The following is a 26,591-nucleotide window of genomic DNA, read 5'->3' as shown; positions in this document are numbered from 1 at the left end:
AATCCCTCCGAAAGCAGAAGGAACCTGCCGAAAGACGGAGGCGAATCCCGTGTCCCGTGAGGGCACGCTCCGCTCGTCTTTCAGCAGGCCCAAGCTGTTAAGAAAATAAATTTTGTCAGGTGGCCTCGGCGCTGCCGGCAGGCGTCTCCTTTCCGTTCCAGTTCGGAATCACGCCTTTGACGACATAAATGCCCGCGCAGACTACGGCAAAGATGATTCCGACCGGATAGGCGATCGCGGTGGAAAGGTGCAAACATTCGGGCGCCATGAAGAAATAAGTGCAGGTCACCGCCGACATAAAGGTCGCAGGCACGGCCGCGACGAGCGAAGCCATGGAATTCTTTTTCCATTTGCAGAGATAGGCGGCGGCGGACCAGAGGACAATCATGGCCAGGGTCTGGTTGGAATATGAAAAATAGCGCCAGACGACGCTGAAGTCCAGCTGCGTCAGCAGCGCTCCCACCGCAAACAGGGGAATCGAAATCGCAAGGCGGTAGGAAACCTTTTTCTGGTCGATATGGAACCAGTCGGCGATCGTCAGCCTCGCGCTGCGGAACGCGGTATCCGCCGAAGTGACCGGGCACACGCCGACCCCAAGAACGGTAAGCACGGCGCCGACCGGGCCGAGCAGCCCTTTGCCGATATTGTAAACCATCGCGGACTGATTGTTGTGAATCGCGTTGCCCGCGTCGTAAAGGCCCTGCGTCCCGCCGTAATAGGCAATTCCGACCGTCGCCCAGATCAGGGCGATGACGCCCTCGGCCACCATCGCGCCGTAGAAAATCTTGCGGTTCTTGCGCTCGTCATCCACGCAGCGCGCGATGAGAGGGGCCTGCGTGGAATGGAAGCCGGAACAGGCGCCGCACGCCACCGTGATAAACATCATGGACCAGATCGGCGTCTTCGCGGGGTGCTGGTTGGCAATCGATATCTCCTGCACGGTATAATTCCCCGTAAACAGGATGCCGCCCATGACGCCAAGGCACATCAAAATAAGCAGCGCCCCGAAAATCGGGTACAGCTTACCGATGATCTTATCGATCGGGAAAAGCGTCGCCAGGAAATAATAGATCAGCAGAATCACGACCCAGAAGTTCTTCGTCAGGGAAGCCGGGGTAAGCTGCGCAAAGAGACCGGCGGGCCCCGTGGTGAAGGTGGCGCCGATCAGGACAAGCAGAATGACGGAAAAGACACGCATGATCTGCAGCATCACCTTGCCAAGGTTCCTGCCGGTAACCTCGGAAATGGAAGCGCCGTCCTGCCGCATGGAAAGCGTTCCGCTCGCAAAATCGTGCACGCCGCCGGCGAAAATGGTGCCGAGCACAATCCAAAAATAGACGACGGGTCCCCAAAGCGCGCCCAGAAGGGCGCCGAATATCGGCCCCAGGCCGGCGATATTGAGCAGTTCGACCAGAAACGCCTTCGGCGTGCTGATCGGCACAAAGTCCACCCCGTCGGGATGCGCAACACATGGGGTCGGGGATTGATAAGGCTGAAACACCTTATCGACTACTTTGCTGTATGTAAAATATCCGACGATCAGCAATATGAGAGATACGAAAAAAGTGATCATGAGACTACTCTCCCTTGAATTCGTTATTTTGAATCGGAGATGAATGGCACATATGGCTTATTCTTTTTTAAGCAAATACCTTCTTTAACGTCCCCTCTGCTTTTTGTTTGATATTCGAATATCAACTAAGAATTATCATACACCTATTATAATGACAATCAAGAATCAATTTTCACAAAATAATTCAGATAAATAATTCTAATTATGTATAACTATATAAAAAATCGCCCTCGGCGGCGCCGGGCGATTTTTCTGCATCTGCATATTCCTCTGTTTTTTCCGTTCTCCGGGAGATTCCCGCACCGTTCCGCCGCAACAGGCAATTCGGCCGTCGCCCGGATCAGGACGATGACTTTTTATGTTGCTCTTTTGTCCGATACATCTCCCTGTCCGCCATCTCTACAAGCTCTTTCGCGGTCAGGCCGGAAGCCGGCATGGTTACAACGCCCAGCGAAACCATAACCGTAATATCACAGTCCCCTATAGACATCATGGTTTTTTCCAAATCACGATAGATCCGTTCTGAAATGCGGCGGGCGCCGTCACCGCCGGTGTTTTTCAGGCAGATCACGAATTCGTCTCCGCCGTAGCGGGCCGCCCAATCCGCGCCGGTCCGGATGCAGGTCCGAATGGTGTCCGCCGCACGCCGCAGCAGCTTGTCTCCCGCCGCGTGGCCATACGTATCGTTCACGGTTTTCATGTTATCAATGTCAGCGAAAATCACTGACAGCGGCTTTTGTTCCGCCACGGCGCTTACAATGTCGACCGGCAGGCGGTCATCCAGAAACCTGCGGTTGTACAGGGATGTCAGTTCATCCCGGATCGCCATATTGTTGATGTCCCGGACCGCGTCGAAGAATTTCTCTCCCTTGTTGTACTCGCCCGAACCGATCAGCATGGTGTCCGTCGCGTTCTTCAAAAGCTCCAGTACCACGGGCGGCTCGGCGGATTCAACCGGCAGGGCGGTCAGTAGCATGACCGCGCCGGGACTGTGCTCCAACTTCATAAAGCTCTTCTGCTCGCGGTGAGCCCTTACCGAGACGCAGTTTTCGCAGATGCGTCCGTTTCCCCAATAGTCGTAACACACCTCGCAGGTTTCTCCCGTGCTGTTGCCGCGGCATTCCATTACCCGCTTCCGAATCGGGTCCACGAGGCGCACCGCGTCATACATTTTGTTAAAAAAGTCCAAATTTTCCCGTAATTTATTCAGAGTCATTTTTTCGGTCATCCATTGATTCCTCCTTGGAACAGCGGCCTGTCAGCCAAATTTTCGGCGCGCCTTTGGGAGATTCCCCGCACCGTTCCGCCCGGCGGAGCCCGCCCTGTTATCCGTCCGCCTCCCCCGCGGGACAGCGATACGCTCAAAAAATCAAAAATTTCTCAAACCGTGCCCGGCGGAGCCGCGAAAGAGGCTTTGCCTCCTTGCAATATTTTGGAAACGGAGGTATAATGTACCTGCAAGGCAAAATAAAAAGTGCAAAGCAGGAACAGGGTGCGGGAACACCCTGTCCCCTGCATACGGAGAGCCACCCTCCATACGCAGCGGTAATACCGCGCGATGCAAGGTTATTATACTTCCTTTTTTCATCTTTGTACAGGGGAGAGAAAAGCCTGCTTCGCACGTCGGCGCCGGGTATGGATTGGGACACAATTCCGTACCGGCGCTTTTTTGAACCTTGCGGGCGGCAGCGTGCCGCCGCATCTTCGACCTGCCATACGGAACGGCGAAAACCGGAGGCTCAGTTTGGCGCAGGACGGTCTAGGAATCTCCCAAAAACGGGAGTGTCTTCCCTCCGTCCCGCCCGTCTCAGCCGACTGTTCTGCTGTTCGCCGAACGGCGGGCCGTTGGGTGCGGCATCACGCCGCCCCCGCCGGTCGGGACGTGCGAAGTATATGTGAGAGGAAGTTTTCAGATAAAAGCGATAACAGTTGTAATCTAAAAGATCGGTGCAGCAAGCCGCGTTCCGGCCGGCGAACCGGCATCGGGCGGGTGCTTCGGAGCGCCCGGACCGCTGCCTTTTTCTGATTTTGCAAGGAGGCGCACGCCATGAAAGCAATCGTCCGCGTCAGCTTTTCCATGGTTTTTTCGGCTCTTTTTCTTGTTTTGGCGTCAGGCTGCGGCAAGCAGCCCATTTCCACGAGCGCATCGGCGCAGGAATCGTCCTCGTCCGTCCCTGTTTCCTCCGGCCAGCAGAGCGGAGGGGCATCCTCCTCCGGATCCCCCGATTCGGTCATCTCGAACGACGCGAACGGAATCCCCGACAAGGCCTTTTACCAGGCGGTTCTGAAAACGCCCCAAGAAAATGGAAAGACACCCGTGGACGAAAACGGGGATGGAAAGCTGCAGGTCAAAGAGGCACAGTCCGTGCCCTACATCGCGCATTGGGAGAAAAAGGGGATCGGGTCGGTCCAGGGGATCGACCGGCTGAACGCCGTCGAAATCCATCTGGAAAACAACCGGATCACCGATCTTTCCCCGCTGGTGAAGCGCGCCCTGAAGGTAAAAACCGGCGAGGACCCGGTCTGCGCGTATCTGAACGGAAACAAGGTGAATAACCTGTACTCCCTGACCGCCCCGATCCTGCTTTCGAGCAAAATGGGCATCCAGATCGACCAGCTCGACCTTTCGGGGAATGAGATCACGGATGTCTCGCCGCTCGGCCTGCTGAAAGACGCGGGAATCAAAAATCTGAACCTGAGCCACAACAAAGTCGAGAACGTCGACGCGCTGCTGAACGGGACCATGTTCGAGGTCCTCGATCTTTCCTACAACCGGATCGCAAAGATCGGAAGCTGCGACACCGGCGTGTTCTACCTCGACCTTTCCCACAACCGGATCGAAAGCGTTCAAAGCCTTTCGGGAACGTTCCTCACGCAGCTGTATCTGTCGGACAACGATCTGACGGATCTGAACTTTATCAAGGGAATCAAGGGAGACGGGACGAACGGGAAGGGGCTGGTCTGCCTGGACGCTTCCGGCAACCGGCTCTCCTCCCTGCCGGATTTCAAAAGCTGGGGCTGGACCAATCTTTCCCCGGAGAAGGACGACGGAACGTATCGGGTGGATTTCAGCGGCAACCGCCTGACGGAGAGCGAATTCAAAGCCAAAATGCCGGAGGCGTTCCTTTCGGCAAAGAGAACGGGTTCGGACGGCGATACCGTCATCGACGGCGCAAAATGGCTGGCCGAACAGGTGCGGCAGCAAAAGGCGGCGTAAAAATCGGAGCGGGACCGCAGAAAACCGGACGGCGAAAACGCCGTCCGGTTTTCTATGTTTTTCTCTTTCGCCTGCGGAAGAAGCGGAAATAGAGGAATGACAGAAGGCACACGGCCGCGAGCGTGAAAGCCCGGAAAAGAACATGGCGTCCCGTGTGGTATCCTCCGTTCTTCGGCGTGAGCTTTTCCGATGGATAAAGCGAAAAAGTCAGGTCGCCGTCCGGCAGGGAATTGAACTTTGCCGTGTAGGAGCCGTCCTGCGAGCGGGTCATGGGGAGGCTGCTCCTCACCACGTAAGGCGCTTCCTTCGGCGGAACGACCCGGACGGACAGGTTTTGGAATCTGGCCCAGTTCTTCGCCGGATCAAGCAGGTATCCGTAGGAATAAACCGGAGAAGCGGTCTTTTCCGCGTTCATTTCGCCGCTCACCGGATATTGGACAGAGACCTGCCGCGCGCCTCCGGCGGGGAACGGGACCTCATAGGTCAGCAGAAGAATCCGCTGCTTCGCCAGAAAGTCGTACAGCTCCCCGTCCCCGAACGCGATTCCCTGCTTTGCGATGTCTCCCGCGGCCCGCAGCGCCGCGGCGGTCAGCTCGGATAGGAATTCCTCCGTCGGATACGCCCGATAGGCTTCGGTGTTTTTCAGCTTTTCCCGCAGGAAAGAGGCCGCGTCCTGCTCTGTCGCCGTGGTCCGCACCTCGGCGTCGAGTTCCTTTTCCCCGTTTTCCGTGTAGGTTTTCACGTCCGGCCTGGAAACATCCCCCACCGCGAGAACGGACATGCCGGCCCCCGGTTCGCACATGCCGTCCAGCAGGATGCCGGAATCCGTCCGGGAATAACCGTTCACGCCTGTCGTCAGGACCGCGGCGTTCTGTCCCATCTCCTTCAGGCCGACTTTCAGGCGGACGAGACCGGCGCAGGAAAAGCGGTACAGCGTTCCCTGACCCTTTAACGCTTCCGGAGTCCCGGAAGGCTTGGACGCGCTTTTTAAAATCTCCCCGAAAGAGGGCAGAACCGCCGAATCCAGCGTCCCGTCGTCCGAAAAGTACGCGCGGGGGCGCGAATCGACCGACTGCTCCTCTCCGATGGAAAATCGGAACGGCAGGTCTTTGCCGTCCGACCGGATCCCGATTCCCTGCATCCGGGACAGATCGGAAAGGCTTGCGATCATCGGGAACGCCATCTGCACGTTCAGCGCGCCGGAAGACGGATTCTTCATCTCATAGCGGGCGGAGGCTTTTGCCAGCGGGCTGTAATCGCTTCTCTCCTGTGAGGAAAAATCGAAAGAAAGGTCTTCCCCCGTCACGGCCACAGGGCAATCCGAAAGCGGGGTAACGGCAAAGGACGGGGAAGCCTGCATCCGGACGGGCCCGGAGTTTGCGGAAGCCTCCGCCGGGGAAAGGACCGCCAGCGCGGCGCAAAGCAGCGCCGTCCAGAGCCGTTTCAGCGGGAAACCTTTTTTCAGGGCGGACAAGGTCACACCCTTTTCAGGACTTTTTCAATTTCGCCGATGAACATTCTGTGGTAGTCTTTTTTCGGATAATTGGCCTTGTCGATCGCCGGATCGAGGAAACAAGCGGGGTCCATATTCTGCTGATAGAGCTTGCGGCAGAGAAAGACCAGCTTTGCCTCGGCGAAATACGGGGCTGCTTCCTGGAACAGCGGGGTCAGTCCCGCCGCCTTGATCTTGTCGCCGTCGCGCCCGGAGTGGCTGCCGCAGTAGTTGAGCGCCGCGCGGTGGGATTCGTCGAGCACGCAGAGCGAATAGCGGGGCTCCCGGTCCAAAAACTCCAGCGTATAGCGGGTCGGGCGGATATAAATGGTGGAAACCGGCTTGTTCCACAGGATGCCGAGCCCGCCCCAGCTGGCGGTCATGGTGTTGCACTTTTCCTCGCTGCCGGCGGAAACCAGCATCCATTCCTTGTCGATCATGGTGAACGGGTTGAACGAAAGCTGTGAAACCGGGATTTCCTGAAAATCGGACATTGAAAATACCTCCTTCTCATTCTGAACGCGCCGCTTTGAACGGCTTTTCAAAGCGGACAGGACCGCAGCGATGCTGCTTTTCTTTATATAGATATTATATCCCAATTGTAAAGGTTTTCCTCCGCAATTTCAAGATGCCCTCCGAAACGGCCCGCACGCAATTCCGCCGCCGGGAATAAACCGCACCGCTTCCGCACAAAATAGCAGTACCAAAAAAGGAGGTTTGCATATGGCACAGGACCACATGGAAGGCGGCGGGCCGCTGCCGAAATCCATCAATGAATTCACGCCGGACCCGAAGGCGGACGCGCTCTCCATTACGGGGTTGGTCAAGTCTTCCGGCAAAATCACCGGGTACCAGCTTTCCGACGGGCGAAAGATCACCCGGGAGGAAGGCGTGCGGATGACCAGGGAGAACCAGATCCGCGGCGTCGCGGTCGCCGTGAAAAAAGGCACCGAATACCTGCGTTCCCTTCCGGACGGCTCGGAGGACAACAACCTTGGAAGCCTGCCGACCGTCTCTCAATAAAGGCCCCGCCCATTCAAGAACGGACTGTTTTTCCGGCAATATGAAAAATCATTTGCCCGCCGGGCGGAATCATGCTATAATCGGTCTTGGTTCCAGTTGCACAGCCGGATCGCGGATCAACCGGACCCAAACGGAGGACTGAGAAACATGGCGGGTTGGGAAAGCTACACCATACCGAGATATTTGAAAATTGCAATGGACCTGGCGGCCCGGATCGCGTCGGGTGAAATTCCGGAAGGCTCCCGCCTGAAGGGGCGGTCCACACTGGCGACGGAATATAACGTTTCGCCCGAAACAATCCGGCGGTCCACGTCCATCCTATCCGATAAAAGCGTGCTGAAAATTCTGCTGGGCAGCGGAATCGTGATCTTATCCAAGGAAAACGCGATCAAGTTCGTCAAAAGCTTCAAGGATGACGAGCGCGTCGCCGATCTGCGCCTGAAGCTCGCCCAGCTGATGGAAAAGCGCAACAGCATGGACGAGGAAATTCTGACCCTGACCAAACAGATCATCGACATGTACCGCTACAAGCGGTCCGATCTGATCACGCCGGTGGAAATCCCCCTTCCCCGCCAATCCCCGCTCATCGGGAAAAGCATCGGGGAATTGGAGATCTGGCATAATACCGGCGCGACGATCATCGGCGTGGTGCAGCAGAAGGACATCATCCTTTCGCCGGGTCCCTATTACGAATTCTGCGAGTCGGACCGGGTGCTGATCGTCGGCGATGAAAACGTGATCGAACGGTTCAACGCTTTCGTCAACGGCATTTCCTGAGAAGCGTTCTTTTTTTTGTTCAATACGGTTTTTCCCCCGCGTCCCGCATTTCCGTGACGCGGGGATTTTTATCAGAATTTTTAAAAATATTTCGCGAAGATGGTATAATAATGCCGAAGAAAGGCAGAGAAAGCCATGTTGTTATGCATGACAATCCAGAATGAAACGGACCGCGATGCGGTGGAGCGGCTATATCGGCAAAATTACAAAACAATGATGTACATAGCCATCGGAATTTTGAAAGATCAGAGCAAAGCCGAGGACGCCGTTTCGCAGGCTTTTCTCAGGATTATTGACAAACTTCAGAAATTTTCTTTCGAAGACTGTAACAAAACGAGGGGTCTCATCGGTATATTAGTGAAAGACATCTGCTATGACATGCTCCGGGCCGATGCGCGCCAGAGGCCGGTCGACCTGGAAGAATTCGATTTGCCCTCGGGCTCCGAAGATTTTCCTTATGAATCCCTGCTGTCGGCGGAAAATTACAAAACGCTGGTGGAGGCTCTTTCCGGGCTGAACGAAAAATCGAGTCATATTTTAAAGCTGAAATATGTTTATGAATATTCCGACGACGAAATCGCCCGGCTTCTGAACATCTCAAAGGAGAATGTCAGGGTCCGGGTCCACAGGGCAAAGACGGCCCTGCTGCGCGCGCTGAAGGAAGGTGGGAACCGCCATGAATAGATCAGAACTGAATCGTCAGATTTTCGAAGCCATGCTGAAAGCGGCAGTCAACGAGGATTTTGAAAGGGAACTGCGGGACCTGCCTTCGGAAAAGGATTTGACGGACGGCTGCGAGCTTTCCCCCGCCGCCAAAAGCAAAATCGAAAAGGCAATCCATCAAAGTTATCGCCGTTCCATCGCCCGGCGTGCCGGGAAAACGGCAAAGCGGGTCGCCGTCCTTCTCGCCGTCATCATCCCGGTCGCCCTCGGGAGCCTTCTGAGCGTCGAAGCCACGCGGAACGCCATTTTCAACGCTTTCATGGACTGGAAATCCGACCATATCGACATCCATTATCAGGAGGGTGGAAACTCCTCTTCCGAGCCGTCTTCCGGCGTTGCCGCCGTAAAGCCCAAATATTTGCCGGAGGGCTTTTTTGAAGCGGGGACGGTGGAAACCGGCTCTGAAACCGAAGTCACCTACCAAAACACTCAGGGCGACACCATCCTTTTGCGGCAATATCCAATGCCGGAAGGGGGAAATACCGGGATCGATACGGAACATACCACACGGAAAGAAATTAAAATTCAAGGCGAAAATGCATCTTTGTTTATCGCCAATTCCCCTGATGATAAATCCTATTTGATCTGGAGCTATGATTCCAGAAGTTTTTTATTAAGTTCCAAAATTGCTCCTGAAGAACTGGTCAAAATAGCGGAAAGCATGGAATAGGAAAAATTTTTAAAAATTTTTTAGAAAAAAGTGTAACAAATCGGGGGTCTCAAACGGTAATACTATAGGAAGCCAAAAATAAAAGAAAAGGAGAATCATTATGAAAAAGAAAATCTTCGCGCTGATTCTGGCTGTTTCCATGGTATTCTCGGCGGGAGTTCCGGCATTCGCTTCGGAAAAAACAAAAGCAACCACATCTACAACGGATTCGGGAATCCATATTATGTGGACGAACACAGATATTGCGACTGCAAATGTCAATTTCTACGGCGACCGTGCTGAGTGCACATCTACGATTCATGGAAAGGACGGCACATCCAAGATCACCGCCACCGCGCTGCTGAAACGGGTCAACAGCAACGGGACGACGACGGTCAAAGCCTGGACGGGCCTGAGCGCAAGCGGAGCAAATTTCTACTTTGATAAATCATATTACGTCTCCAGCGGATACACTTATATTTTCGAAATCAACGCACAGGTGTACCGGAACGGGACCGTGGAATACATCACTGAATCCGACAGCGACTATTGCGGATAATCTTTATCCTTCCATCTTTTATCTGATTATAAGAGTCGTTCATTTCTCTTACATACACTCATGCACCGGCGGCTTAAAAACCGCCGGTGCCATTTTGGTTATAAAAATTATTTTATAAAAATTTTTAAAAAAGTGTAACAAATCAGGCTTCTTAAACGGTATGTAAGCAGAAGGGGAAATTTACATATCCCATACATACCGATTTCAATGTGCATATATGAAAGAGGATGACACCGATGGGTCATAAAAAAAGATGACACTATTCCCCTAGCAACCACCTTTTTGTACACCTATTTACTTAAAAACTTAGGAGGTAGAAAAATGCTAAGGACTTGGAAGAAATCAATCAGTTTGCTTCTGGTTTTCGCGTTGTCCATAACGGCCTGCGCCCCGGCATTTGCTGCGGAAAAAAATAGAATTTCCATAGATAATATAAAAATCCCAAATCCTTCGACAAGGTTTATTGATTTTTTTACAGATTATTTCAAGAATCACAGCTCTTTTAGCGTTTTGGATAGAACAGGAAATGATATCAACGAAAGTTTCTATAAGAATAATTTAAATTACTATCATTCATCAGATTTCAAAGCAATAGAAATATTTGTTTGTGATAAAGTAAGTTCTGTTTGCAAGCATACTGAAATTAAAAAATTCGATAGTAGTGCCTCACCAAATTCATCATTTGTGAAGAAAACGATTTCTGATATCTTTTATCACCCCCTAACAGCTGATATAGGTGACCGATTTGTTGAAGTTTGGGATACAATTACTGGTACTTATGTTTACAATGCTAATACCGGAAAAATCTCCGAATACTCAAGCCCAAAGCTCCATGTTGATTTTCAAAATACCGGTTATGGAGTGTGTATACCGAGAATACGTCTACTGGAGCTCATTTATCTTCAGATAAATACACAGTTACCTTTACAGGTAGTTTCGATGTCAAAGGAACTTCATACGGGGTAATTTACGATTACGGCCATGTTTATGACGAGTTGGAAGGAACTCCTGAATAACTATCTTGAATTGAAGGGGGAAGAACAAATGAAAAAGAAACAAATCGTTGTGTTTTCAGTCGCCGCCATTTTACTTGCTTTGGTTGAATTCATGACACAGTGGGTCCGCACGTGGTCTATTGCGATGGGGCAACCATATGCCGACAAATCCATGCCAAAAAGCATTTATCAAAAAATGCATTTGCTTGGAAGGCTCAACCAAATCGGCGAAGTGGGATGGCGGGTACTCTTCTTCCTTTTCCTCTGTTATATCGGCTGGCTGATTGTCCACGAATTCATTGCCTTTCACTACGCCGCCCTCGGAACATTCTGTCCATTGATATTTTCCATGCTAATCCATTTTGCCTTTCAACCCTACCTGTCTGTTGTTCTATTGGATTACGCTGCTCGCCTTGCTTTCACGGTAATTTGGCTTTTCCTCCTGGAAGGTTCTCAAATTATATGGAGAAAGATTCGACCAATTTAGAATTTGGAGGATTTATAATGAAAAAAATATTGATATCTACAATTTTTTGTCTTTTCACTTTAATAGTTGTACGAACTTCCGTCTTTGCGGCAATACCAAAGTCAACTACAAAGAACTTTGGATCTTTAATGAATGATTATTTTGCTGAAACTAATTCTTACGCTGTTATCAATAAAAACGGCGATGACATCAGTAATGCATTTTATCTCGACAACATCAAAAGCTATCAATCCTCAGATTATAATTCTATTGAATCTTATACCTTAAAAAACGTATCCTGTTTCTCTAAAACCACAATTACCAAAGCAGCAAATTTGGGGGTTCCTAACGCATTTACAACCAGACATATTTCAAAAGAAGACAGTTATATTGCGTCTGCAAAGTCTTCCGTATACGATGACAAAATAAAAATAAAATGCTTTGTAACATTAAGCGCATCATTTACCTATAATTTCACTACCGGTAAAATTACAGGATGCTCTGATCCAACCTTGTCGTTTGATTATGATACGATGGACTTTGAAAACCTTACCGAGTTAAACGTCAGGACAGATAATATTTCGACGGAATCGTCTGTGTCGTCAGATAAATACAGCGTAACATTTTCATCAAATTATGACGTTATTGGAACATATCTTACATTTGACGATCTCACTTTTGCGAAAAACAAACGGATTACGATGACCGGTACTCCGGAGTAATTTTTTGAGTTCAATCCTGGCGGAGCGCGGTAAATTTACCCGCTCCGCTTCTATGTATTTTGACTATCTTAATGTTTTTTCAAAATCATGGAAATTTTTTCATTTGACAATTCAAACCAATCCCCGTATAATATCAATTGACAACTTACCATTCATAAAAAAGTTGTTTGTAAATTTTTGTAATTCATGTTAATAACAGGCTTCTCTTCCCGATCGCTTCAAAAAGAGAGAACTGTTGGATTTTTTCAGACAACCTGCAACTTTTAATGGAATTGTTGAATTTGAAAGGAGCGTTTGGAATGATGAAGGTATGTATCTCCGGGCTGGGGCGGGCCGGCAGCCAAATCGCCAGATATCTGCTTGCCGGAGATCAGGCAAAGCCCGTCTCCGCGATCTGCAGTCCCGGAAGCGTCAAAGCCGGGCGGGACCTCGGAGAAGTCGTCGGCTGCCGCAGCGCCGGCATTCAGGTTTACCCCTCCGACCGGATCGAATCCTGCGTTTTTAATACCCGGCCGGATCTTGTTCTTGATTTCTCCACGCCGTCCGCCGCGCTGGCGAACGCGGAAGCATTCTTTTCCCTGAACGTCCGCGTCGTGATGGGGACCACGGGATTTTCCAAGGCGGAGGAAGCGGAGCTTTATGCGCTCGCGGACCGGTACGGCGCCGGACTGATCTACGCACCGAACATCACGCGCGGCGTCAGCACGCTGATGTTCCTGACCGAGCTTGCATCGCGGATCCTGACCGGCTACGACGTCGAAATCATTGAGATGCACCACAACCGCAAGGCGGATATCCCATCGGGGACCGCCGCAAAGCTTGCGGACCGCCTTCGCGAAACCTCGCCCCCCGGCGAAAAACTCGAAGTCCCCATCGCTTCCGTGCGTGCCGGCGGGATCGTCGGCTGCCACAAAGTCATGCTGGTCGGCAAGAACGACATGGTCGAGATTTCGCACCAGAGTTTTTCGCGGGATGCGTTCGCGGAGGGAGCGCTGTATGCGGCGGAATTCATTCAGGACAAAACCGGGATTTACGAAATGAAAGACGCCATGAACCTCGACGGAATCCTGGCGGATTACCTGAACAGAAGCGCCGAAAATCCGCCCCGGCGTTTCGCGCTGGTATAGGGCCGGCTGCCGGAAAAAAGATAAAAAAAATTCCCCGGCACGGCCGGGGCGGCGGTTTTTGCCGAAGACTGTTCCGATTCGGACGAAGAAAACAAAAAGCGGCCGGGGACCGTTTATACGGCGGGCATGCTTTTCTGGACGCGGCCGCGAAAATCTTCATAGGAATGGCTCCCGTTTAACAGCCGCAGCTGTTCCGCATCCGGCAGGGACATAAAGTACGTCTTCAGCTTCTCTTCGTTTTCACTCAGTTTCGAGGGAAAAGGAAATTCATGGTATCCAGAGTAATCCATTTTCATCACCCGTTGGTATTCTATGAAGGATTTTTGAAAATATGCACCGCGGATCTGAAAGGAAATTGACAGGATCAATCTGCCATGCTACAATGATTGCAGATATCAGAATGTAATTTCAGTATGCGGAACAGAATCCAATCAGACCGGCGGGGTCTTAAAACGTCTGACTGCAAAGGCGAATAAGGATGAAAAGGAAGAGACTACCATGAAAATCAGTTTGCTGGAACCCCTTGGCGTGCCGGAGAGCGTAATCCGCGGGCTGTCCTCGGAGCTGACGAAGGCCGGACATGAATTCGTCTGCTACGACAAAAAGACGACCGACAAAAAAGAGCTGGCGGAGCGGTCCAAAGACTCCGACATCGTGATGATCGCGAACAACCCGTATCCCGACGAAGTGGTGGAATCCGCCGAAAGGCTGAAGATGCTTGCCGTAGCCTTCACGGGAATCGACCATGTGGGCCTCGCGGCCTGCAAAAAGAAGGGCGTCGCCGTCTGCAACTGCGCCGGATACTCGAACGAGACCGTTGCGGAACTGGCGGTCGGCCTGGCGGTCGGCGTCCTGCGCCACATCCTCCCGGCGGACCAGGCGGCCAGAACCGGCAAAACCTCGGCCGGGCTGACCGGGCGTGAAATCTGCGGACGCACGGTAGGCATCGTCGGCACCGGACGCATCGGGATCCGCACGGCCCAGTTGTTCGGGGCGTTCGGCGCAAAGCTGCTCGGCTGTGCGCGCCACGAGTCGGAGGAGGCGAAAGCCGCCGGCATCCGGTTTGTCGGGCTCGGCGAACTGCTGCGGAACAGCGATATCGTATCGCTTCATCTTCCGCTGAACGCCGAAACCAGAAAATCCTTCGGAAAAGAGCAGTTCAGCCAAATGAGGCCGGGGGCCGTCTTTCTCAACTGCGCGCGCGGCGCGATCGTGGACAACGAGGCGCTGGCCGAAGCGCTGAACAGCGGAAAAATCGCGGGCGCGGGCATCGACGTCTTCGACATGGAGCCGCCGATCCCGGAGGATTACCCGCTGCTGCACGCGAAGAACGTCCTTCTCACGCCCCACGTCGCGTTCGCCTCGGAGGAATCGATGCTGCGCCGAGCGAAGATCGAATTCGGCAACGTGACGGCCTTCCTCGCCGGCAGACCGGAAAATCTCTGCAAAATCTGATGAAAAAGGAACTCTCTGAGCGCAACGGCTCATCGGGAAAAAACCAGTCCGTGGAAAAGGTCTTCCTCATTCTGGAGACGATGGCGTCCTGCCGCGAGCCTGTGCAGCTGAGGCGGCTGGCGGAACTGACCGGCTGTCCTCCCAGCACGGCGATCCGCTTTTTGCGCACGCTGATGAAGCTGGGCTATGTCCGGCAGGACCCGGAGAGCCAGAAATATTTTCTCACTTTCCGGCTGTGCCGCCTGGCCGGGCAGATCCGCGACGCGAGTCCCCTCAACCGGATCGCCAGGCCGGTAATGGAAACTCTGGCGCGGCGGTGCGGGGAATCCGTATGTCTTGCCGTCGAGCAGGAAAACCGCGCGGTTTACGTCGAGGTGGTGGACGGGCCGGACCATCTGGTCCGCTCGCTCCAGAGGATCGGGAGCAGTTCGCCGCTGCACTGCACCGGGGTCGGCAAGCTGCTGCTGCTCAACCGCTCGCCGGAAGAGCTCGACCGCTTTTTTCGGGAACAGACGCTCACGCGCTTCACAAAAAACACGCTGACGGAACCTAAGGCCGTCCTGGACGCGCTGGGACAGGCCCGCAGCAGGGGCTATACGTTCGACAACGAGGAATGCGAGATCGGGGCGCGGTGCGTCGCGTTCCCCGTGCGCGATTTCACCGGGAAGATCGCGGCGGGGCTGAGCGTGACGGGCACCGTGTTCCACATCAGCGACGAATTCGTGCGGCATTACGCGCCGGCCATCAAGGCGGCCGCCGACGAGATTTCCGGCATTCTCGGATATTCGGAAGCAAAATAGGGCGCGATTATTTTCAACAGGGGGCGCGGCTTTCGCCGCGCCCCCTGTTTTTTATTATTCCCTTCCGCCCGTGCCGTCCAGCGTCAGAAGCGGGCGGTAAAGCTCCGGCCTGCGGTCGCGGAACACGCCCCACTCGGCCCGCTGCGCCTCGAGCGCGTCCAGGTCGAATTTTGCGGTCAGAACCGCCTCTTCCGTGCGGCCAGCCTGCGCAAGGATTTCCCCGGTCGGCCCGGCGATGAAAGAGGAGCCGTAAAATTCGATGGAAGAGGACCCGAAGGTTTCCCTCCCGATCCGGTTCGCGGCGGCGACCGGCACCAGATTACAGGCCGCGTGCCCGACCATGCACCGCTGCCAGTGATCTTTGGAATCGACCTCCGGGGCCTCCGGTTCCGAACCGATCGCGGTCGGGTAAAGAAGCAGCTCCGCGCCGAGAAGGGCCATGCACCGGGCGGCCTCCGGGAACCACTGGTCCCAGCAGATGCCGACGCCGATGCGCCCAAATTTTGTATCCCAGACTTTAAATCCCGTGTCTCCGGGGCTGAAATAGAACTTTTCCTCATAACCCGGCCCATCCGGGATGTGGCTTTTCCGGTAGACGCCGAGCAGGCTCCCGTCCGCGTCGATCATCGCGGCGGAGTTGAACCGGGCATTGTTTTTCTTTTCATAGAAGCTGACCGGAAGCACCACGCCAAGCTCCTTTGCAACCGCGCGGAAACGCCGCACGGCGGGGTTCCGCTCCGTTTCCGCAGCCCAGCCGTACACCGCCGCGTCCTCGCACTGACAGAAATAGGGCGTTTCAAACAGTTCCTGCAGCAAGACGATGTTCGCGCCCCGCTCCGCGGCGCGGCGCACCATCCGTTCCGCCCTGTCCCGGTTTTCTTCCGGGGATTCGCCGCAACTCATCTGCACCGCAGCCACCGTCACATTTCTCATTCCGCCTTCTCCTCTCCGCCAGATCCCGCCGCCGGGATCTGCTGCGTAATGCAGTGGATATTCCCGCCTTCCCGCACAAGCGGGATCCCGTCCACCGTCCGGATTCTGCGATCCGGAAAAACCTCCTGAAGGATCTTTACCGCGGCCTCGTCCGTTTTCCTGGCATCCCCGCCGAACACGGGCAGAACCACCCCTCCGTTGACCAGATAGAAGTTGAGGTAGCTGAGCGTCAGGCGGGTCCCGTCAAAGCAGCGCACAGGCGGCTGGGGAATCTCGATCACTTGCAGAGGGCGCCCCGCCGCATCCCGCGCGGTATTTAAAATTTTACGGTTTTCCCCCGTGATTTCACAGTTTTCGTCTTCCGGATCGTCGCAGACCTGTAAAAGGACTGTGCCGGGCCGGGCAAAGCAAGCGATATTGTCCACGTGCCCGTCCGTCTCATCGCCCGCGAGGCCCCGATTCAGCCAGATCACTTTCTTTACGCCGAGAAATTCCCGCAGCGTTTCCCCGATCATTTCGCGGCTGAGGTCCGGGTTCCGGTTCGGATTGAGCAGGCATTGTTCGGTGGTCAGAAGAGTCCGCTCGCCGTCCGTGTGGATCGAACCGCCCTCCAGGACGATCGGGGCGTCCGCGCGCGGGATTCCCAAATGCTTCAGCACGGCGCGCGCCGCCTCATGGTCCGGTTCGCAGGGAGCGTATTTTCCGCCCCAGGCGTTAAAGCGCCAGCGGACGCCGAGCCGCGCGCCGTCCTCTTCCAGTACGACGGTCGGGCCGCTGTCCCGCACCCAGGCGTCGCTGTGGGGCGCGGTAAAGATTTCCGCCCTGCCGCCGCAGAGACGTTCGGCCCGCCCTGCGGTGTCCTCCGCCGCGACGACCGTGACCGGTTCGAACTCCGCGACTGCCCGCGCCGCGGCCGCATAACCGGCGCAGACCTCCTCATTGTTCTCCGGATGAATCAGCGACCGGCGCACCGGCCACTGGATCAGCGTCCTTTCGTGCGGTTCCCATTCCGCCGGCATTCTTCTTGTTCCCGCCATTCCGATCTCCTCCTGTCCCTTTCTGATCCTTAATTATATCATGTCCCGGATTTAAAATCATCAGGCGCGTGTCCGCGCAGGGAAAATGGAAGAATTAGCATGCCTGGATTTGTTACAAAATTCTTTGCGATACTTTACATCTTTGGGGATATTCGTTATAATTAAAACATTCTTTGATATTTTTTTGACAAAAATTCGCGGGATTAATCGTTACATTTTTAACAAATTAGAGCTTTTGGATTGATGGGGAAAATTGGAGGGAAATAATTTTGAGCAGACTGGTGATAGCGACGCCGGATAAAGCCCAGACGGCGGTGGAGGGACTTTACCGCGATCTGGAGCGCCGGATCGTGGCAAGCCCGCCCGGGCTTTGCCCGGTGGATCTGGCGGCTTCCTTTCTGAAACTGTGCCGGGCGCAGACGTGCGGAAAATGCGTTCCCTGCCGCGTTGGGCTGGCGCAGCTGGAAACCCTTCTGGAAGACGTGCTGGAACACCGGGCAACGCTGCGGACGCTGGACCTGATTGAAAAAACCGCCCGCGTGATCGTCTCTACCGCCGACTGCGCGATCGGCTGGGAGGCGGCGGGAATGGTGCTGCGCGGCGTCCGCGGCTTTCGCGAGGACTATGTGGAGCATATCGTGAACGGCCGGTGCACCTGCAGCCTGAACCAGCCCGTGCCGTGCGTCGCGCTGTGCCCGGCCGGGGTGGATATCCCGGGCTATATCGCGCTGGTGGCGGAAGGAAGAAGCGCGGACGCAATCCGCCTGATCCGAAAGGACAATCCGTTTCCGGCATCCTGCGGATACGTCTGCGAGCATCCGTGCGAGGCGCGCTGCCGCAGAAACATGATCGACGATTCCATCAACATCCGGGGGCTGAAACGCTACGCGGCCGACCATGCGGGAGAAGTCCCCGTGCCGGCGCGCGCCGACTCCACCGGAAAGCGGGTCGCCGTCGTCGGCGCCGGGCCGGGCGGACTCAGCGCGGCATATTACCTTTCCCTGATGGGTCACTCCGTCACGGTCTATGAAAAGCAGCCGCTGCCTGGCGGCATGCTCCGCTACGGCATCCCCAGCTACCGGCTGCCGCGCGAAATGCTTCAGCAGGACATCGGCGCGATCCTGTCGGCGGGCGTGAAACTGAAAACAGGCGTGGAAGTGGGCCGCGGTCTGCCGATCGCCGAGCTGACGCGCCAATATGACGCGGTTTACATCGCCATCGGCGCGCATTCCGACAAAAAGCTGGGCATTCCGGGCGAGGAAAGCCGAGGGGTCGTTTCCGCTGTCGAAATGCTGCGCGAAATCGGCAACGGCCGCAATCCTGATTTCAGCGGCCGGAACGTCGCCGTCATCGGCGGCGGAAACGTGGCGATGGACGTGGCCCGGTCCGCCGTGCGTCTGGGGGCCTCCCGCGTGGGGATCATGTACCGCCGCCGGCAGGAGGATATGACCGCCCTGCCCGAGGAGGTCGAGGGAGCCCTTGCGGAAGGATGCGAGGTGCTGAGCCTGCACGCCCCGTCGCGCATAGAGGCGGATGAAAACGGAAACGCCTGCGCGCTGTGGCTCAAGCCGCAGATCATCGGCAAAGTGGATTCCGCCGGACGCCCGTCCCCGAGGAACGCGGACGTTGGAGAGCTGCGCTTTCCCTGCGACCTGATCGTGGTCGCCATCGGGCAGAGCATTGAGTACGAACCGTTCGCGGAGTTCGGCGTTCCGGTCAGCCGCGGAGCCATCCAGGCAAAGAACAGCGCCAAGGTGGAAAACGTCGCCAATCTGTTCGCGGGCGGCGACTGCGCCAGCGGACCCGCCACCGTGATCCGCGCGATTGCCGCCGGAAAGGTCGCCGCGGCGAACATCGACAACTATCTCGGATTCAACCACGAAATCACGGCGGGGGTGGAGATCCCCCAGCCGAACCTCAGCGACCGGCCCCCCTGCGGCAGGGTGAACATGACGCTCCGTCCCGCCGGGGAGAGGACGTGCGACTTTGAGCCGATCGAACACGGCATGACCAGTGAGGAAGCCATGCAGGAAGCGTCGCGCTGCCTGCGCTGCGACCACTTCGGCTACGGGATTTTCAAGGGAGGAAGAATCGCGAAATGGTAAATATCACAATCAACGGAACTCCCTTTCAGGCGGAGGAAGGGGCCACGATTCTGACGGCCGCCTCCGCGGCCGGAGCTGCGATCCCCACCCTGTGCTATCTGAAGGGAATCAACGAAATCGGGGCCTGCCGCGTCTGCGTGGTGGAGCTGGAGGGAACCGACCGCCTGGTGACCGCCTGCAACAACAGGGTAAAAGAGGGCATGGTCATCCGCACCAACAGCCCCCGCGTGCGGGAGGCGCGCCGTACCAATGTGGAGCTGATCCTCTCCCAGCACGACTGCTACTGCGCCACCTGCGCGCGCAGCGGCAACTGCAGTCTGCAGGCCATGGCGAACGACCTGGGAATTCTGGAGCTGCCGTACCGGCGCGAGCTGCCTTATTCCCCGTGGAACAAGGATTTCCCCCTCATCCGGGATTTCTCCAAATGCATCAAATGCATGCGCTGCATCCAGGTGTGCGACCGGATCCAGAGCATGGGGATCTGGGACGTCGCGAACACCGGGTCCCGCACGACGGTCGACGTTTCCTACAACCGCCGCATCGAGGATTCTGACTGCGCGCTGTGCGGACAGTGCATCACGCACTGCCCGGTCGGCGCGCTGCGGGAGCGGGACGATACGGAGAAGGCGTTCGCCGCGCTGGCGGACCCGGACATGGTCACGGTCGTGCAGATCGCCCCGGCCGTGCGGACGGCATGGGGCGAGTCGCTGGGCCTGCCGCGGGAACGGGCGACCGTCAAACGGCTCGTCGCCGCGTTGCGGAATATGGGCTTCGACTATATTTTCGACACCACCTTCAGCGCCGACCTGACCATCATGGAGGAAGGCAGCGAATTTCTGGAACGGCTGAAAACGCGCGGGGACAATCCCCTGCCGATGTTTACCTCCTGCTGCCCCGGCTGGGTCCGGTTTGTCAAGTCGCAGTATCCGGAGCTTGTCCGGCAGCTTTCGACGGCGAAATCCCCGCAGCAGATGTTTGGGGCGGTTGCGAAAAGCTATTACGCGAAGCTTCTGAATGTGGAACCGGAGCGCATCTGCTGCGTCTCCATCATGCCCTGCATCGCAAAGAAACACGAGGCCGCCCTTCCCTCCATGAACAGCGCGGGGACGGAGCGGGATGTGGACGTGGTCCTGACCACGCGCGAGGTGGACCGCATGATCCGCGCGGAACACATCCGGGCAAACGAGCTCGAAGAAGAGGAATTCGACGCTCCGCTCGGAGCCGGTTCCGGCGCGGGCGTGATCTTCGGCGCGACCGGCGGGGTGATGGAAGCCGCGCTCCGCAGCGCGTATTATCTGGTCACCGGGGAAAATCCGGACCCGGACGCGTTCCGCGGGGTTCGGGGGATGGACGGCTGGAAGGAAGCCTCCTTCGAGCTGAACGGCACGCCGCTCCGGGTCGCGGTCGTCAGCGGTCTCGGGAACACGAGGCGGCTGGTGGAAGCGGTCCTGCGCGGCAGGGCCCGCTATGACTTTGTAGAGGTCATGGCCTGTCCCGGAGGCTGTTCCGGCGGCGGCGGGCAGCCGATCCGGGAGGGGGAAGAACCCGCCGGCGAGCGCGCGAAGAACCTTTACGGTCTCGACCGGAACAACGCGGTCCGTTTTTCCCATGAGAATCCGGCCGTTCTGCGCCTGTACCGGGATTACATGGAAAAACCGCTGTCGCACCGGGCTCACGAACTGCTGCATACGGACCATCAGCTTTGGGAGATGCCGCTGTCCCCTCTTCCGGCTGACCGGGGAACGGACGCGCCGGACCGGACCGACTGGTAAAAGAGGCTCGCAGAAAAATAGGGGCGCGGGAGAAACTCTCCCGCGCCCCTTCTTAATATTCCGCCGCAGAGGCCTCCCGCGCGGTTCATCCCGGCTTTGCCGCCGGTTCCGAACAGTTTTTCCGAAAGCAGGAATCCAGGTGGTCGTTGACCAGCCCGGTCGCCTGCAGGTGGGAATAGACGATAACCGGACCGAGAAACTGGAACCCCCTTTTTTTCAGATCCCGGCTGACGGCCTCTGAAAGCTCCGTTTTCGCCGGAATTTCATCGAGCGTCCCGTAGTGCCCGACCACCGGCTTTCCCCCGACAAAATTCCAGATGTACCGGTCGAAGCTTCCGAATTCCCTCTGTACTTCCAGAAACCGGCGGGCGTTGTTCACCGCAGATTCTATTTTTCTGCGGTTCCGGATGATGCCGGGATTCTTCATCAGTTCCAATAGTTTATCCTCGCCGTAGGCGGCGATCTTTTCCGGGTCGAACCCGTCGAACGCAGTCCGGTAAGCCTCCCGCTTGCGCAGGATGGTGATCCAGCTCAGCCCCGCCTGAGCGGATTCCAGCACCAGAAATTCAAAGTGCTTCCGGTCGTCGTGGACGGGAACTCCCCATTCCTCGTCGTGATAGGCGCGGTACAGATCGTCCGATTCGCACCAGCCGCAGCGCGTCATGCCGCAATCCCCCTTTCCGTTCCATCCATCCTACGCGATATGATATCACAATCGAACATATGTGTCAATAAAAAGGCGGTATTTTTCCCGACGCCGCGGGCCGAAGACCGCCGAAGCAACAAAAACCCCGCTAAAACAGCGGGGTTTCAGTGTTTAAGAATGCGACCAGGCCTGTAAGCCGAGTTCTGTCTTAAGCAGCCATCTATCTTGGCCGGGTGTCGCCACCGCGGCTCGATGCCACCTTCTCGGGACGCGCCGGGCCGGCGCGCAACGTCCCTCTGCGGTGTTGCTCCGAATAGGGTTTGCAGAGCCGCGCGGTCTCCCGCGCGCTGGTGGGCTCTTGCCCCGCCTTTCCATCCTTACCGCAAATGCGGCGGTTTCTTTCTGTTGCACTTTCCCTGGGGTCGCCCCCGGCGGCCGTTAGCCGTTATTCCGCCCTGTGGAGCTCGGACTTTCCTCGCACGCGCGCTTTCGCGCTGCGCCCGCGGCTGCCCGGCCTGCTCGCATAGTACTGTGTATTTTAAACGATTCCGCTGAAAATGTCAAGCGTCCGGCTCGAAGGAATATTCGGAAATCAGCCTGCTCTTCACATCCCACAGCTTGCGGGACAGATCGACGTAATAGCGGTGGGGATTTTCAAACCGCTTGACCTCGTCCCAGAGCGTATCCACCTGCCGGGAGCAGAAGGACTGGAGAGCCTTCAGGGACTGCTTTTCCGTGAGGCTGTTCCCGTTCCGGAACAGCTGAACGCGGATGTCCTCCGCCCTGAAATTCCGGAGAGTCTTGCGCTTCCAGACAAAATCCGGGTCGAAAATTTCATAGGGGCGCGTGTCGTCGATCACCTCGTCGGAAAGAGTGATGACATCCGCGAGCGCCTTGCCGCTCGCGCGGTCGTAAAGGCGCCAGAGCCTTTTGAAACCCGGGGTGGTGATTTTCGACACATTTTCACTGATTTTGATTTTCGGCGTGACGCCGCCGTCCCTGTTTTCCACCCCGCTGAGCTTGTACACCCCGCCGAACACCGGATGGCTGGACGAAGTGATCATGCGTTCGCCGACGCCGAAGCTGTCCACCTTCGCCCCCTGGATCAGCATATCCCGGATGATATATTCGTCCAGCGAGTTGGAGGCGCAGATTTTGCAGTCCGGAAAGCCGGCTTCGTCCAGCATCTTTCTGGCCCGCTTGGAAAGATAGGTGATGTCGCCGCTGTCGATGCGGATGCCGGCGGGCCGGAAGCCGCGCGGCAGAATCTCCTCCCGGAACACCTGGATCGCGTGGGGAACGCCCGATTTGAGAACATTGTAGGTGTCGACCAGCAGCGTGCAGCTCTGCGGGTATTCCCGCGCATAGGCGCGGAACGCGTCGAGCTCCGTGTCAAAGAGCTGGATCCAGCTGTGCGCCATCGTGCCGAGGGCCGGAACGCTGTATTCCCGGTCGCAGATGGTGCAGGCCGTGCCGCAGCAGCCGCCGATGTAAGCGGCGCGCGCCCCCAGGATCGCGCCGTCGGCGCCCTGCGCGCGCCGGGACCCGAACTCCATGACCGGCCTGCCCTCCGCCGCGCGGCAGATGCGGTTCGCCTTTGTCGCGATCAGGCTCTGGTGATTGATGGTCAGCAGGATCATGGTCTCAATGAACTGGGCCTGGATCACCGGCCCGCGCACGGTGAGGATCGGCTCGCCGGGGAAGATCGGCATTCCCTCGGGCACCGACCAGACGTCGCAGCAGAAGCGGAAATTCTCCAGGTAGCGGATAAACTCCTCATTAAAGATTTTGCAGTTGTGGAGATAGTCGATATCCTCCGGCGTGAATTTCAGGTTCTTCAGGTAATCCACAAGCTGCTGAACGCCCGCCATAATGGCGTACCCTCCGCTGTCCGGTATTTCACGGAAGAACATGTCAAAATAGACAATGGTGTTCCGGTACCCGTTCGTGAAATACCCGTTCGCCATGGTGATCTCGTAAAAATCGGTCAGCATGGTCAGGTTCTTACTTTTTTCACTGTTCTTTTCCAAAAAAACATCCCCCGAAATTATGATTCAAAAATTACTGTGACTTCCAATCCTCAGGCCGACATATTATAGATTGACACGAAAGCTTGAGACAATCGCACAGCGGCGTGTCACAGGCTTAGCGGCGGCATGGGTCCGTCCGGTCCCCTGCGGCCGGGCCGGCTGCCGTCCGCAGGACAGTAAGCAGGAAATGGCCGGAACTTACGGCCGTTCGTTCTGCGGTGTCCGGCCAGTCAAAGCAAAGCTCAAATTTAAGTTCCTAATAAAGAATAATTTTATCATGCCCTGGTAAAATAATATTGTATTTTGGCACTTAGTCTAAATTATAAACTTTTTCTAATAATATGGCGAATCAGGTGAAAAAAATCCATTTTTTATTGCAATAATAACAAAAAGATATTATACTAAGCACTGTCGGTAAAATTGGTAGATTCGGTCCCGGAAAAGAACTGTTTTGCCGAATCCTGCCGGCAAACACAGTCTTGTGAAAAAGAAGTGTATGCAAAACCAAAATATGCTACGAGGAGATGAACGAATTGAGATTGCGCAAACAAGCACTTGGAACCCGCAACTTGGTGGGTGCGCGCGTCGAAATGGCACGCAAAAATCAGGGTATGAAGCAAAAAGAGCTTTTGGCTCAGCTTCAGGTCAACGGAGTCGACATGAATGCTTCCGGCCTGTCCAAACTGGAAGGACAGATTCGTTATGTGACGGATTTCGAGCTTTCGGCGCTTGCCAATATCCTCAATGTTTCTGTGGATTGGCTTTTGGGCAGGGAAAAATAAGTTCCGGTGTGAGAGCGTTCCGCAGCCCGGTGCGGAACGCCCTTTTTTTCTTTCTTTTTCCGCTTTTGTACGTTATAATGAATATACTCTATTCCGATTCAATTGACAAGGGGGTTTTTCGTTGTTCGACAAGCACCAGCTGATCCGGATCAGGCCTCTTTTGGTGTTTCTGGTCTGTTATACCGCCGGGTTTCTTCTGTTCGCGGCAACACTGAAATACACCTTTCCGTTTCTCGCCGGCTTTCTGCTGGCCCTGCTGGCCCAGCCGCTGATCGAGTGCCTGCGCCGCAGGCTTCATTTCCACCAGACCGCGGCCGCGGCGGTGGCGACTCTCGCGGTCTACGCGGTCCTGTTCGGCCTGCTGTTCCTGATCGGATTGTGGCTGATCCGTGAAATCAGCAATCTGATCGCCTATATCTCCACCCTGAAACCGTCGGACCTGGGCCCTCTGACCTCGCCGTTCAGCTCCCTGATCCAGCAGTTCAACGACGCCATCAATCATTTTGACGCGGGATTCCTTCAGCAGAACCAGGAGAAGATGCTGAACCTGGCGCAGACGGGCCTTTCCCTCGCGACCAAAACGCTCAGCGCCGTCCTCGGCTTTCTAACCTCCCTTCCCGCCATTTTCACCATGTTCATCGTCATGATCTTTTCCACTTACTTTTTTTCCAAAGACATGCGGAAAATCAAGAATTCGCTGCTTGGGCTTTTCACGGCCGGCGGCGCGGACGACCTTCGCAATTACTCCCGCAACGGGCGCAGCCTCAGCGGAAAATACATCGGTTCCTATCTCCTGATCTATTTTATCACGTTTGTGGAGACACTCATTGTTTTTATCGTGCTCGGCGTGCCGTATCCCCTCGTATTCAGCCTAATCACCGGCATCGCGGATATCCTGCCGGTCCTCGGCCCTGGGACGATCTACATTCCAATTTCCTGCTTCTACCTTTTCACAGGCAACTATTTCACGGCCGGCGCCCTTCTTGTGTGCTGGCTGATCATCACCGCCATCCGGCAGATCATCGAGCCGAAAATCGTCTCGTCCTCCATCGATATCCACCCTCTTTCGATGCTGGCCGCCATCTATTTCGCCCTGGTCGCCAAAAATTTCTGGATTCTGATCTATATTCCGCTGCTGATGATTCTGTACCAGACGCTGACAAAATCCGGAAAGCTTCCCACCCTGTTCGAGCACCGCGAAAGTTCCTCCGGCGCCAAACAGCCTCCGCTTGACAGCCGGACGAAACCGTGATACACTGGATCCAGACAGTAAGTTCAAGCTAACCAGCGGGCGTTCCCGCGTGGAACGCCCTGAAAAATTCATCATACAGATTCTGTCGTGGGAGGTGATCGAATGGCGGCCTGGATTCTGATCAGTCTGATCGTTGCCGCGCTCGCGTTCCTGGGATTCCATTCGGTGGATTCCCTGAGTCACGGCGGCTGCGGCGGTGACTGCGGCAGCTGCGGAGGATTTGAAGAACCCGCGGATATCAACCGCAAGCGCTGAGGCATTCATGGTTGCGGACCCCGCTGAAAGGGACAATGTCCCTTTCAGCGGGGTCCGTTCGTTTTTGGGTCCTGTAAGGGGAGCTTTTATCCCCCGTCCCGCCCAATGAGGCATGCTTTCCTGAGAGGGCGGACCCGCAGTGCCGAACAAATTCTCCGAACCGCCCAGTGAGACCGCGCTTTCTCTGAGAGGGAAAATCCG

At 55.7% G+C, this 26,591-nt stretch carries 26 protein-coding genes and 1 other RNA gene; 17 read left to right on the top strand and 10 right to left on the bottom strand.

Annotated features, from left to right (window positions below; genetic code table 11):
* Positions 1-115: 115 nt before the first annotated feature.
* Both VA597_RS01255 and VA597_RS01250 read right to left on the bottom strand, forming a co-directional pair.
* Positions 116-1,573 (bottom strand): carbon starvation CstA family protein, encoded by a 1,458-nt coding sequence (locus VA597_RS01255; protein WP_128741240.1) that lies wholly within the window; start codon positions 1,571-1,573, stop codon positions 116-118.
* A 340-nt stretch (positions 1,574-1,913) separates the two neighbouring features.
* Complete coding sequence (locus VA597_RS01250) at positions 1,914-2,801, bottom strand: GGDEF domain-containing protein (RefSeq protein WP_128741239.1); 888 nt, start codon at positions 2,799-2,801, stop codon at positions 1,914-1,916.
* An 819-nt stretch (positions 2,802-3,620) separates the two neighbouring features.
* On the opposite strand from VA597_RS01250, the gene VA597_RS01245 reads away from it, so the two are divergent.
* Positions 3,621-4,790 carry a leucine-rich repeat domain-containing protein gene (locus tag VA597_RS01245; RefSeq protein WP_128741238.1) on the top strand — a complete coding sequence of 390 codons (1,170 nt, stop codon included), beginning with the start codon at positions 3,621-3,623 and terminating at the stop codon, positions 4,788-4,790.
* A gap of 52 nt (positions 4,791-4,842) precedes the next feature.
* Here VA597_RS01245 and VA597_RS01240 read toward each other — a convergent pair whose 3' ends face one another.
* Positions 4,843-6,270 (bottom strand): hypothetical protein, encoded by a 1,428-nt coding sequence (locus VA597_RS01240; protein ID WP_326974944.1) that lies wholly within the window; start codon positions 6,268-6,270, stop codon positions 4,843-4,845.
* Entirely contained in the window at positions 6,267-6,776 is a 510-nt protein-coding gene (locus tag VA597_RS01235) for a flavin reductase family protein (protein WP_128741236.1), read from the bottom strand. The genes VA597_RS01240 and VA597_RS01235 overlap by 4 nt, the downstream gene beginning before the upstream one ends.
* 229 nt (positions 6,777-7,005) lie before the next feature.
* On the opposite strand from VA597_RS01235, the gene VA597_RS01230 reads away from it, so the two are divergent.
* From VA597_RS01230 to dapB, 9 genes are all read left to right on the top strand, one after another.
* Positions 7,006-7,305 carry a DUF3892 domain-containing protein gene (locus tag VA597_RS01230; RefSeq protein ID WP_128741235.1) on the top strand — a complete coding sequence of 100 codons (300 nt, stop codon included), beginning with the start codon at positions 7,006-7,008 and terminating at the stop codon, positions 7,303-7,305.
* Positions 7,306-7,452: 147 nt separating this feature from the next.
* Positions 7,453-8,082 (top strand): TrkA C-terminal domain-containing protein, encoded by a 630-nt coding sequence (locus VA597_RS01225; protein WP_128741234.1) that lies wholly within the window; start codon positions 7,453-7,455, stop codon positions 8,080-8,082.
* A gap of 147 nt (positions 8,083-8,229) precedes the next feature.
* Complete coding sequence (locus tag VA597_RS01220; protein WP_243112577.1) at positions 8,230-8,766, top strand: RNA polymerase sigma factor; 537 nt, start codon at positions 8,230-8,232, stop codon at positions 8,764-8,766.
* A complete protein-coding gene (locus VA597_RS01215; RefSeq protein WP_128741232.1) occupies positions 8,759-9,475 on the top strand; it encodes a DUF4367 domain-containing protein in 717 nt (238 codons plus the stop codon). The genes VA597_RS01220 and VA597_RS01215 overlap by 8 nt, the downstream gene beginning before the upstream one ends.
* A 100-nt stretch (positions 9,476-9,575) precedes the next feature.
* Complete coding sequence (locus VA597_RS01210; RefSeq protein WP_128741231.1) at positions 9,576-10,013, top strand: hypothetical protein; 438 nt, start codon at positions 9,576-9,578, stop codon at positions 10,011-10,013.
* 321 nt (positions 10,014-10,334) lie between these two features.
* Positions 10,335-10,979, top strand: a complete 645-nt coding sequence (locus VA597_RS01205) for a hypothetical protein (RefSeq protein WP_128741230.1) — start codon at positions 10,335-10,337, stop codon at positions 10,977-10,979.
* Between the two features lie 78 nt (positions 10,980-11,057).
* Positions 11,058-11,495: a hypothetical protein gene (locus VA597_RS01200; RefSeq protein ID WP_128741229.1), complete on the top strand. Its 438-nt coding sequence runs from the start codon at positions 11,058-11,060 to the stop codon at positions 11,493-11,495.
* Between the two features lie 17 nt (positions 11,496-11,512).
* Positions 11,513-12,196, top strand: a complete 684-nt coding sequence (locus VA597_RS01195; protein ID WP_128741228.1) for a hypothetical protein — start codon at positions 11,513-11,515, stop codon at positions 12,194-12,196.
* Positions 12,197-12,495: 299 nt separating this feature from the next.
* A complete protein-coding gene (gene dapB, locus VA597_RS01190; protein WP_326974943.1) occupies positions 12,496-13,323 on the top strand; it encodes a 4-hydroxy-tetrahydrodipicolinate reductase in 828 nt (275 codons plus the stop codon).
* A gap of 113 nt (positions 13,324-13,436) precedes the next feature.
* Here the strand turns inward: dapB and VA597_RS01185 are convergent, their stop codons facing one another.
* The gene (locus VA597_RS01185) at positions 13,437-13,613 is read right to left on the bottom strand and encodes a hypothetical protein (protein ID WP_164918907.1); all 177 of its coding nucleotides are present in this window, start codon (positions 13,611-13,613) and stop codon (positions 13,437-13,439) included.
* 208 nt (positions 13,614-13,821) lie between these two features.
* On the opposite strand from VA597_RS01185, the gene VA597_RS01180 reads away from it, so the two are divergent.
* Positions 13,822-14,778, top strand: a complete 957-nt coding sequence (locus VA597_RS01180) for a 2-hydroxyacid dehydrogenase (protein ID WP_128741226.1) — start codon at positions 13,822-13,824, stop codon at positions 14,776-14,778.
* Complete coding sequence (locus VA597_RS01175; RefSeq protein WP_128741225.1) at positions 14,778-15,578, top strand: IclR family transcriptional regulator; 801 nt, start codon at positions 14,778-14,780, stop codon at positions 15,576-15,578. Before VA597_RS01180 ends, VA597_RS01175 begins: the two co-directional genes overlap by 1 nt.
* 54 nt (positions 15,579-15,632) lie before the next feature.
* Here the strand turns inward: VA597_RS01175 and aguB are convergent, their stop codons facing one another.
* Positions 15,633-16,511 (bottom strand): N-carbamoylputrescine amidase, encoded by an 879-nt coding sequence (aguB, locus tag VA597_RS01170; RefSeq protein ID WP_128741224.1) that lies wholly within the window; start codon positions 16,509-16,511, stop codon positions 15,633-15,635.
* Complete coding sequence (locus VA597_RS01165) at positions 16,508-17,548, bottom strand: agmatine deiminase family protein (protein WP_128741223.1); 1,041 nt, start codon at positions 17,546-17,548, stop codon at positions 16,508-16,510. Before VA597_RS01165 ends, aguB begins: the two co-directional genes overlap by 4 nt.
* Before the next feature lie 269 nt (positions 17,549-17,817).
* On the opposite strand from VA597_RS01165, the gene VA597_RS01160 reads away from it, so the two are divergent.
* A complete protein-coding gene (locus VA597_RS01160; RefSeq protein ID WP_128741222.1) occupies positions 17,818-19,653 on the top strand; it encodes an NAD(P)-binding protein in 1,836 nt (611 codons plus the stop codon).
* Complete coding sequence (locus VA597_RS01155) at positions 19,647-21,425, top strand: NADH-dependent [FeFe] hydrogenase, group A6 (protein WP_128741221.1); 1,779 nt, start codon at positions 19,647-19,649, stop codon at positions 21,423-21,425. The genes VA597_RS01160 and VA597_RS01155 overlap by 7 nt, the downstream gene beginning before the upstream one ends.
* An 85-nt stretch (positions 21,426-21,510) precedes the next feature.
* Here VA597_RS01155 and VA597_RS01150 read toward each other — a convergent pair whose 3' ends face one another.
* From VA597_RS01150 to VA597_RS01140, 3 genes are all read right to left on the bottom strand, one after another.
* Positions 21,511-22,089 (bottom strand): DNA-3-methyladenine glycosylase I, encoded by a 579-nt coding sequence (locus VA597_RS01150; protein ID WP_128741220.1) that lies wholly within the window; start codon positions 22,087-22,089, stop codon positions 21,511-21,513.
* Positions 22,090-22,247: 158 nt separating this feature from the next.
* Positions 22,248-22,593: RNase P RNA component class A (rnpB, locus tag VA597_RS01145), an RNA gene on the bottom strand.
* Between the two features lie 38 nt (positions 22,594-22,631).
* Complete coding sequence (locus VA597_RS01140) at positions 22,632-24,065, bottom strand: nicotinate phosphoribosyltransferase (RefSeq protein ID WP_128744194.1); 1,434 nt, start codon at positions 24,063-24,065, stop codon at positions 22,632-22,634.
* A gap of 560 nt (positions 24,066-24,625) precedes the next feature.
* On the opposite strand from VA597_RS01140, the gene VA597_RS01135 reads away from it, so the two are divergent.
* The 3 genes from VA597_RS01135 to VA597_RS01125 all read left to right on the top strand — a co-directional run bounded on the left by VA597_RS01135 (position 24,626) and on the right by VA597_RS01125 (position 26,390).
* Positions 24,626-24,883: a helix-turn-helix domain-containing protein gene (locus tag VA597_RS01135; RefSeq protein ID WP_321173055.1), complete on the top strand. Its 258-nt coding sequence runs from the start codon at positions 24,626-24,628 to the stop codon at positions 24,881-24,883.
* 121 nt (positions 24,884-25,004) lie between these two features.
* The gene (gene ytvI, locus VA597_RS01130; protein WP_128741219.1) at positions 25,005-26,135 is read left to right on the top strand and encodes a sporulation integral membrane protein YtvI; all 1,131 of its coding nucleotides are present in this window, start codon (positions 25,005-25,007) and stop codon (positions 26,133-26,135) included.
* Between the two features lie 102 nt (positions 26,136-26,237).
* Positions 26,238-26,390 carry a FeoB-associated Cys-rich membrane protein gene (locus tag VA597_RS01125; protein WP_128741218.1) on the top strand — a complete coding sequence of 51 codons (153 nt, stop codon included), beginning with the start codon at positions 26,238-26,240 and terminating at the stop codon, positions 26,388-26,390.
* The last annotated feature ends 201 nt before the right edge of the window (positions 26,391-26,591 follow it).

The organism is Caproicibacter sp. BJN0012 (assembly GCF_035986805.1).
GTDB lineage: Bacteria > Bacillota > Clostridia > Oscillospirales > Acutalibacteraceae > Caproicibacter.
This window is presented reverse-complemented; position numbering and strand designations above follow the sequence as displayed.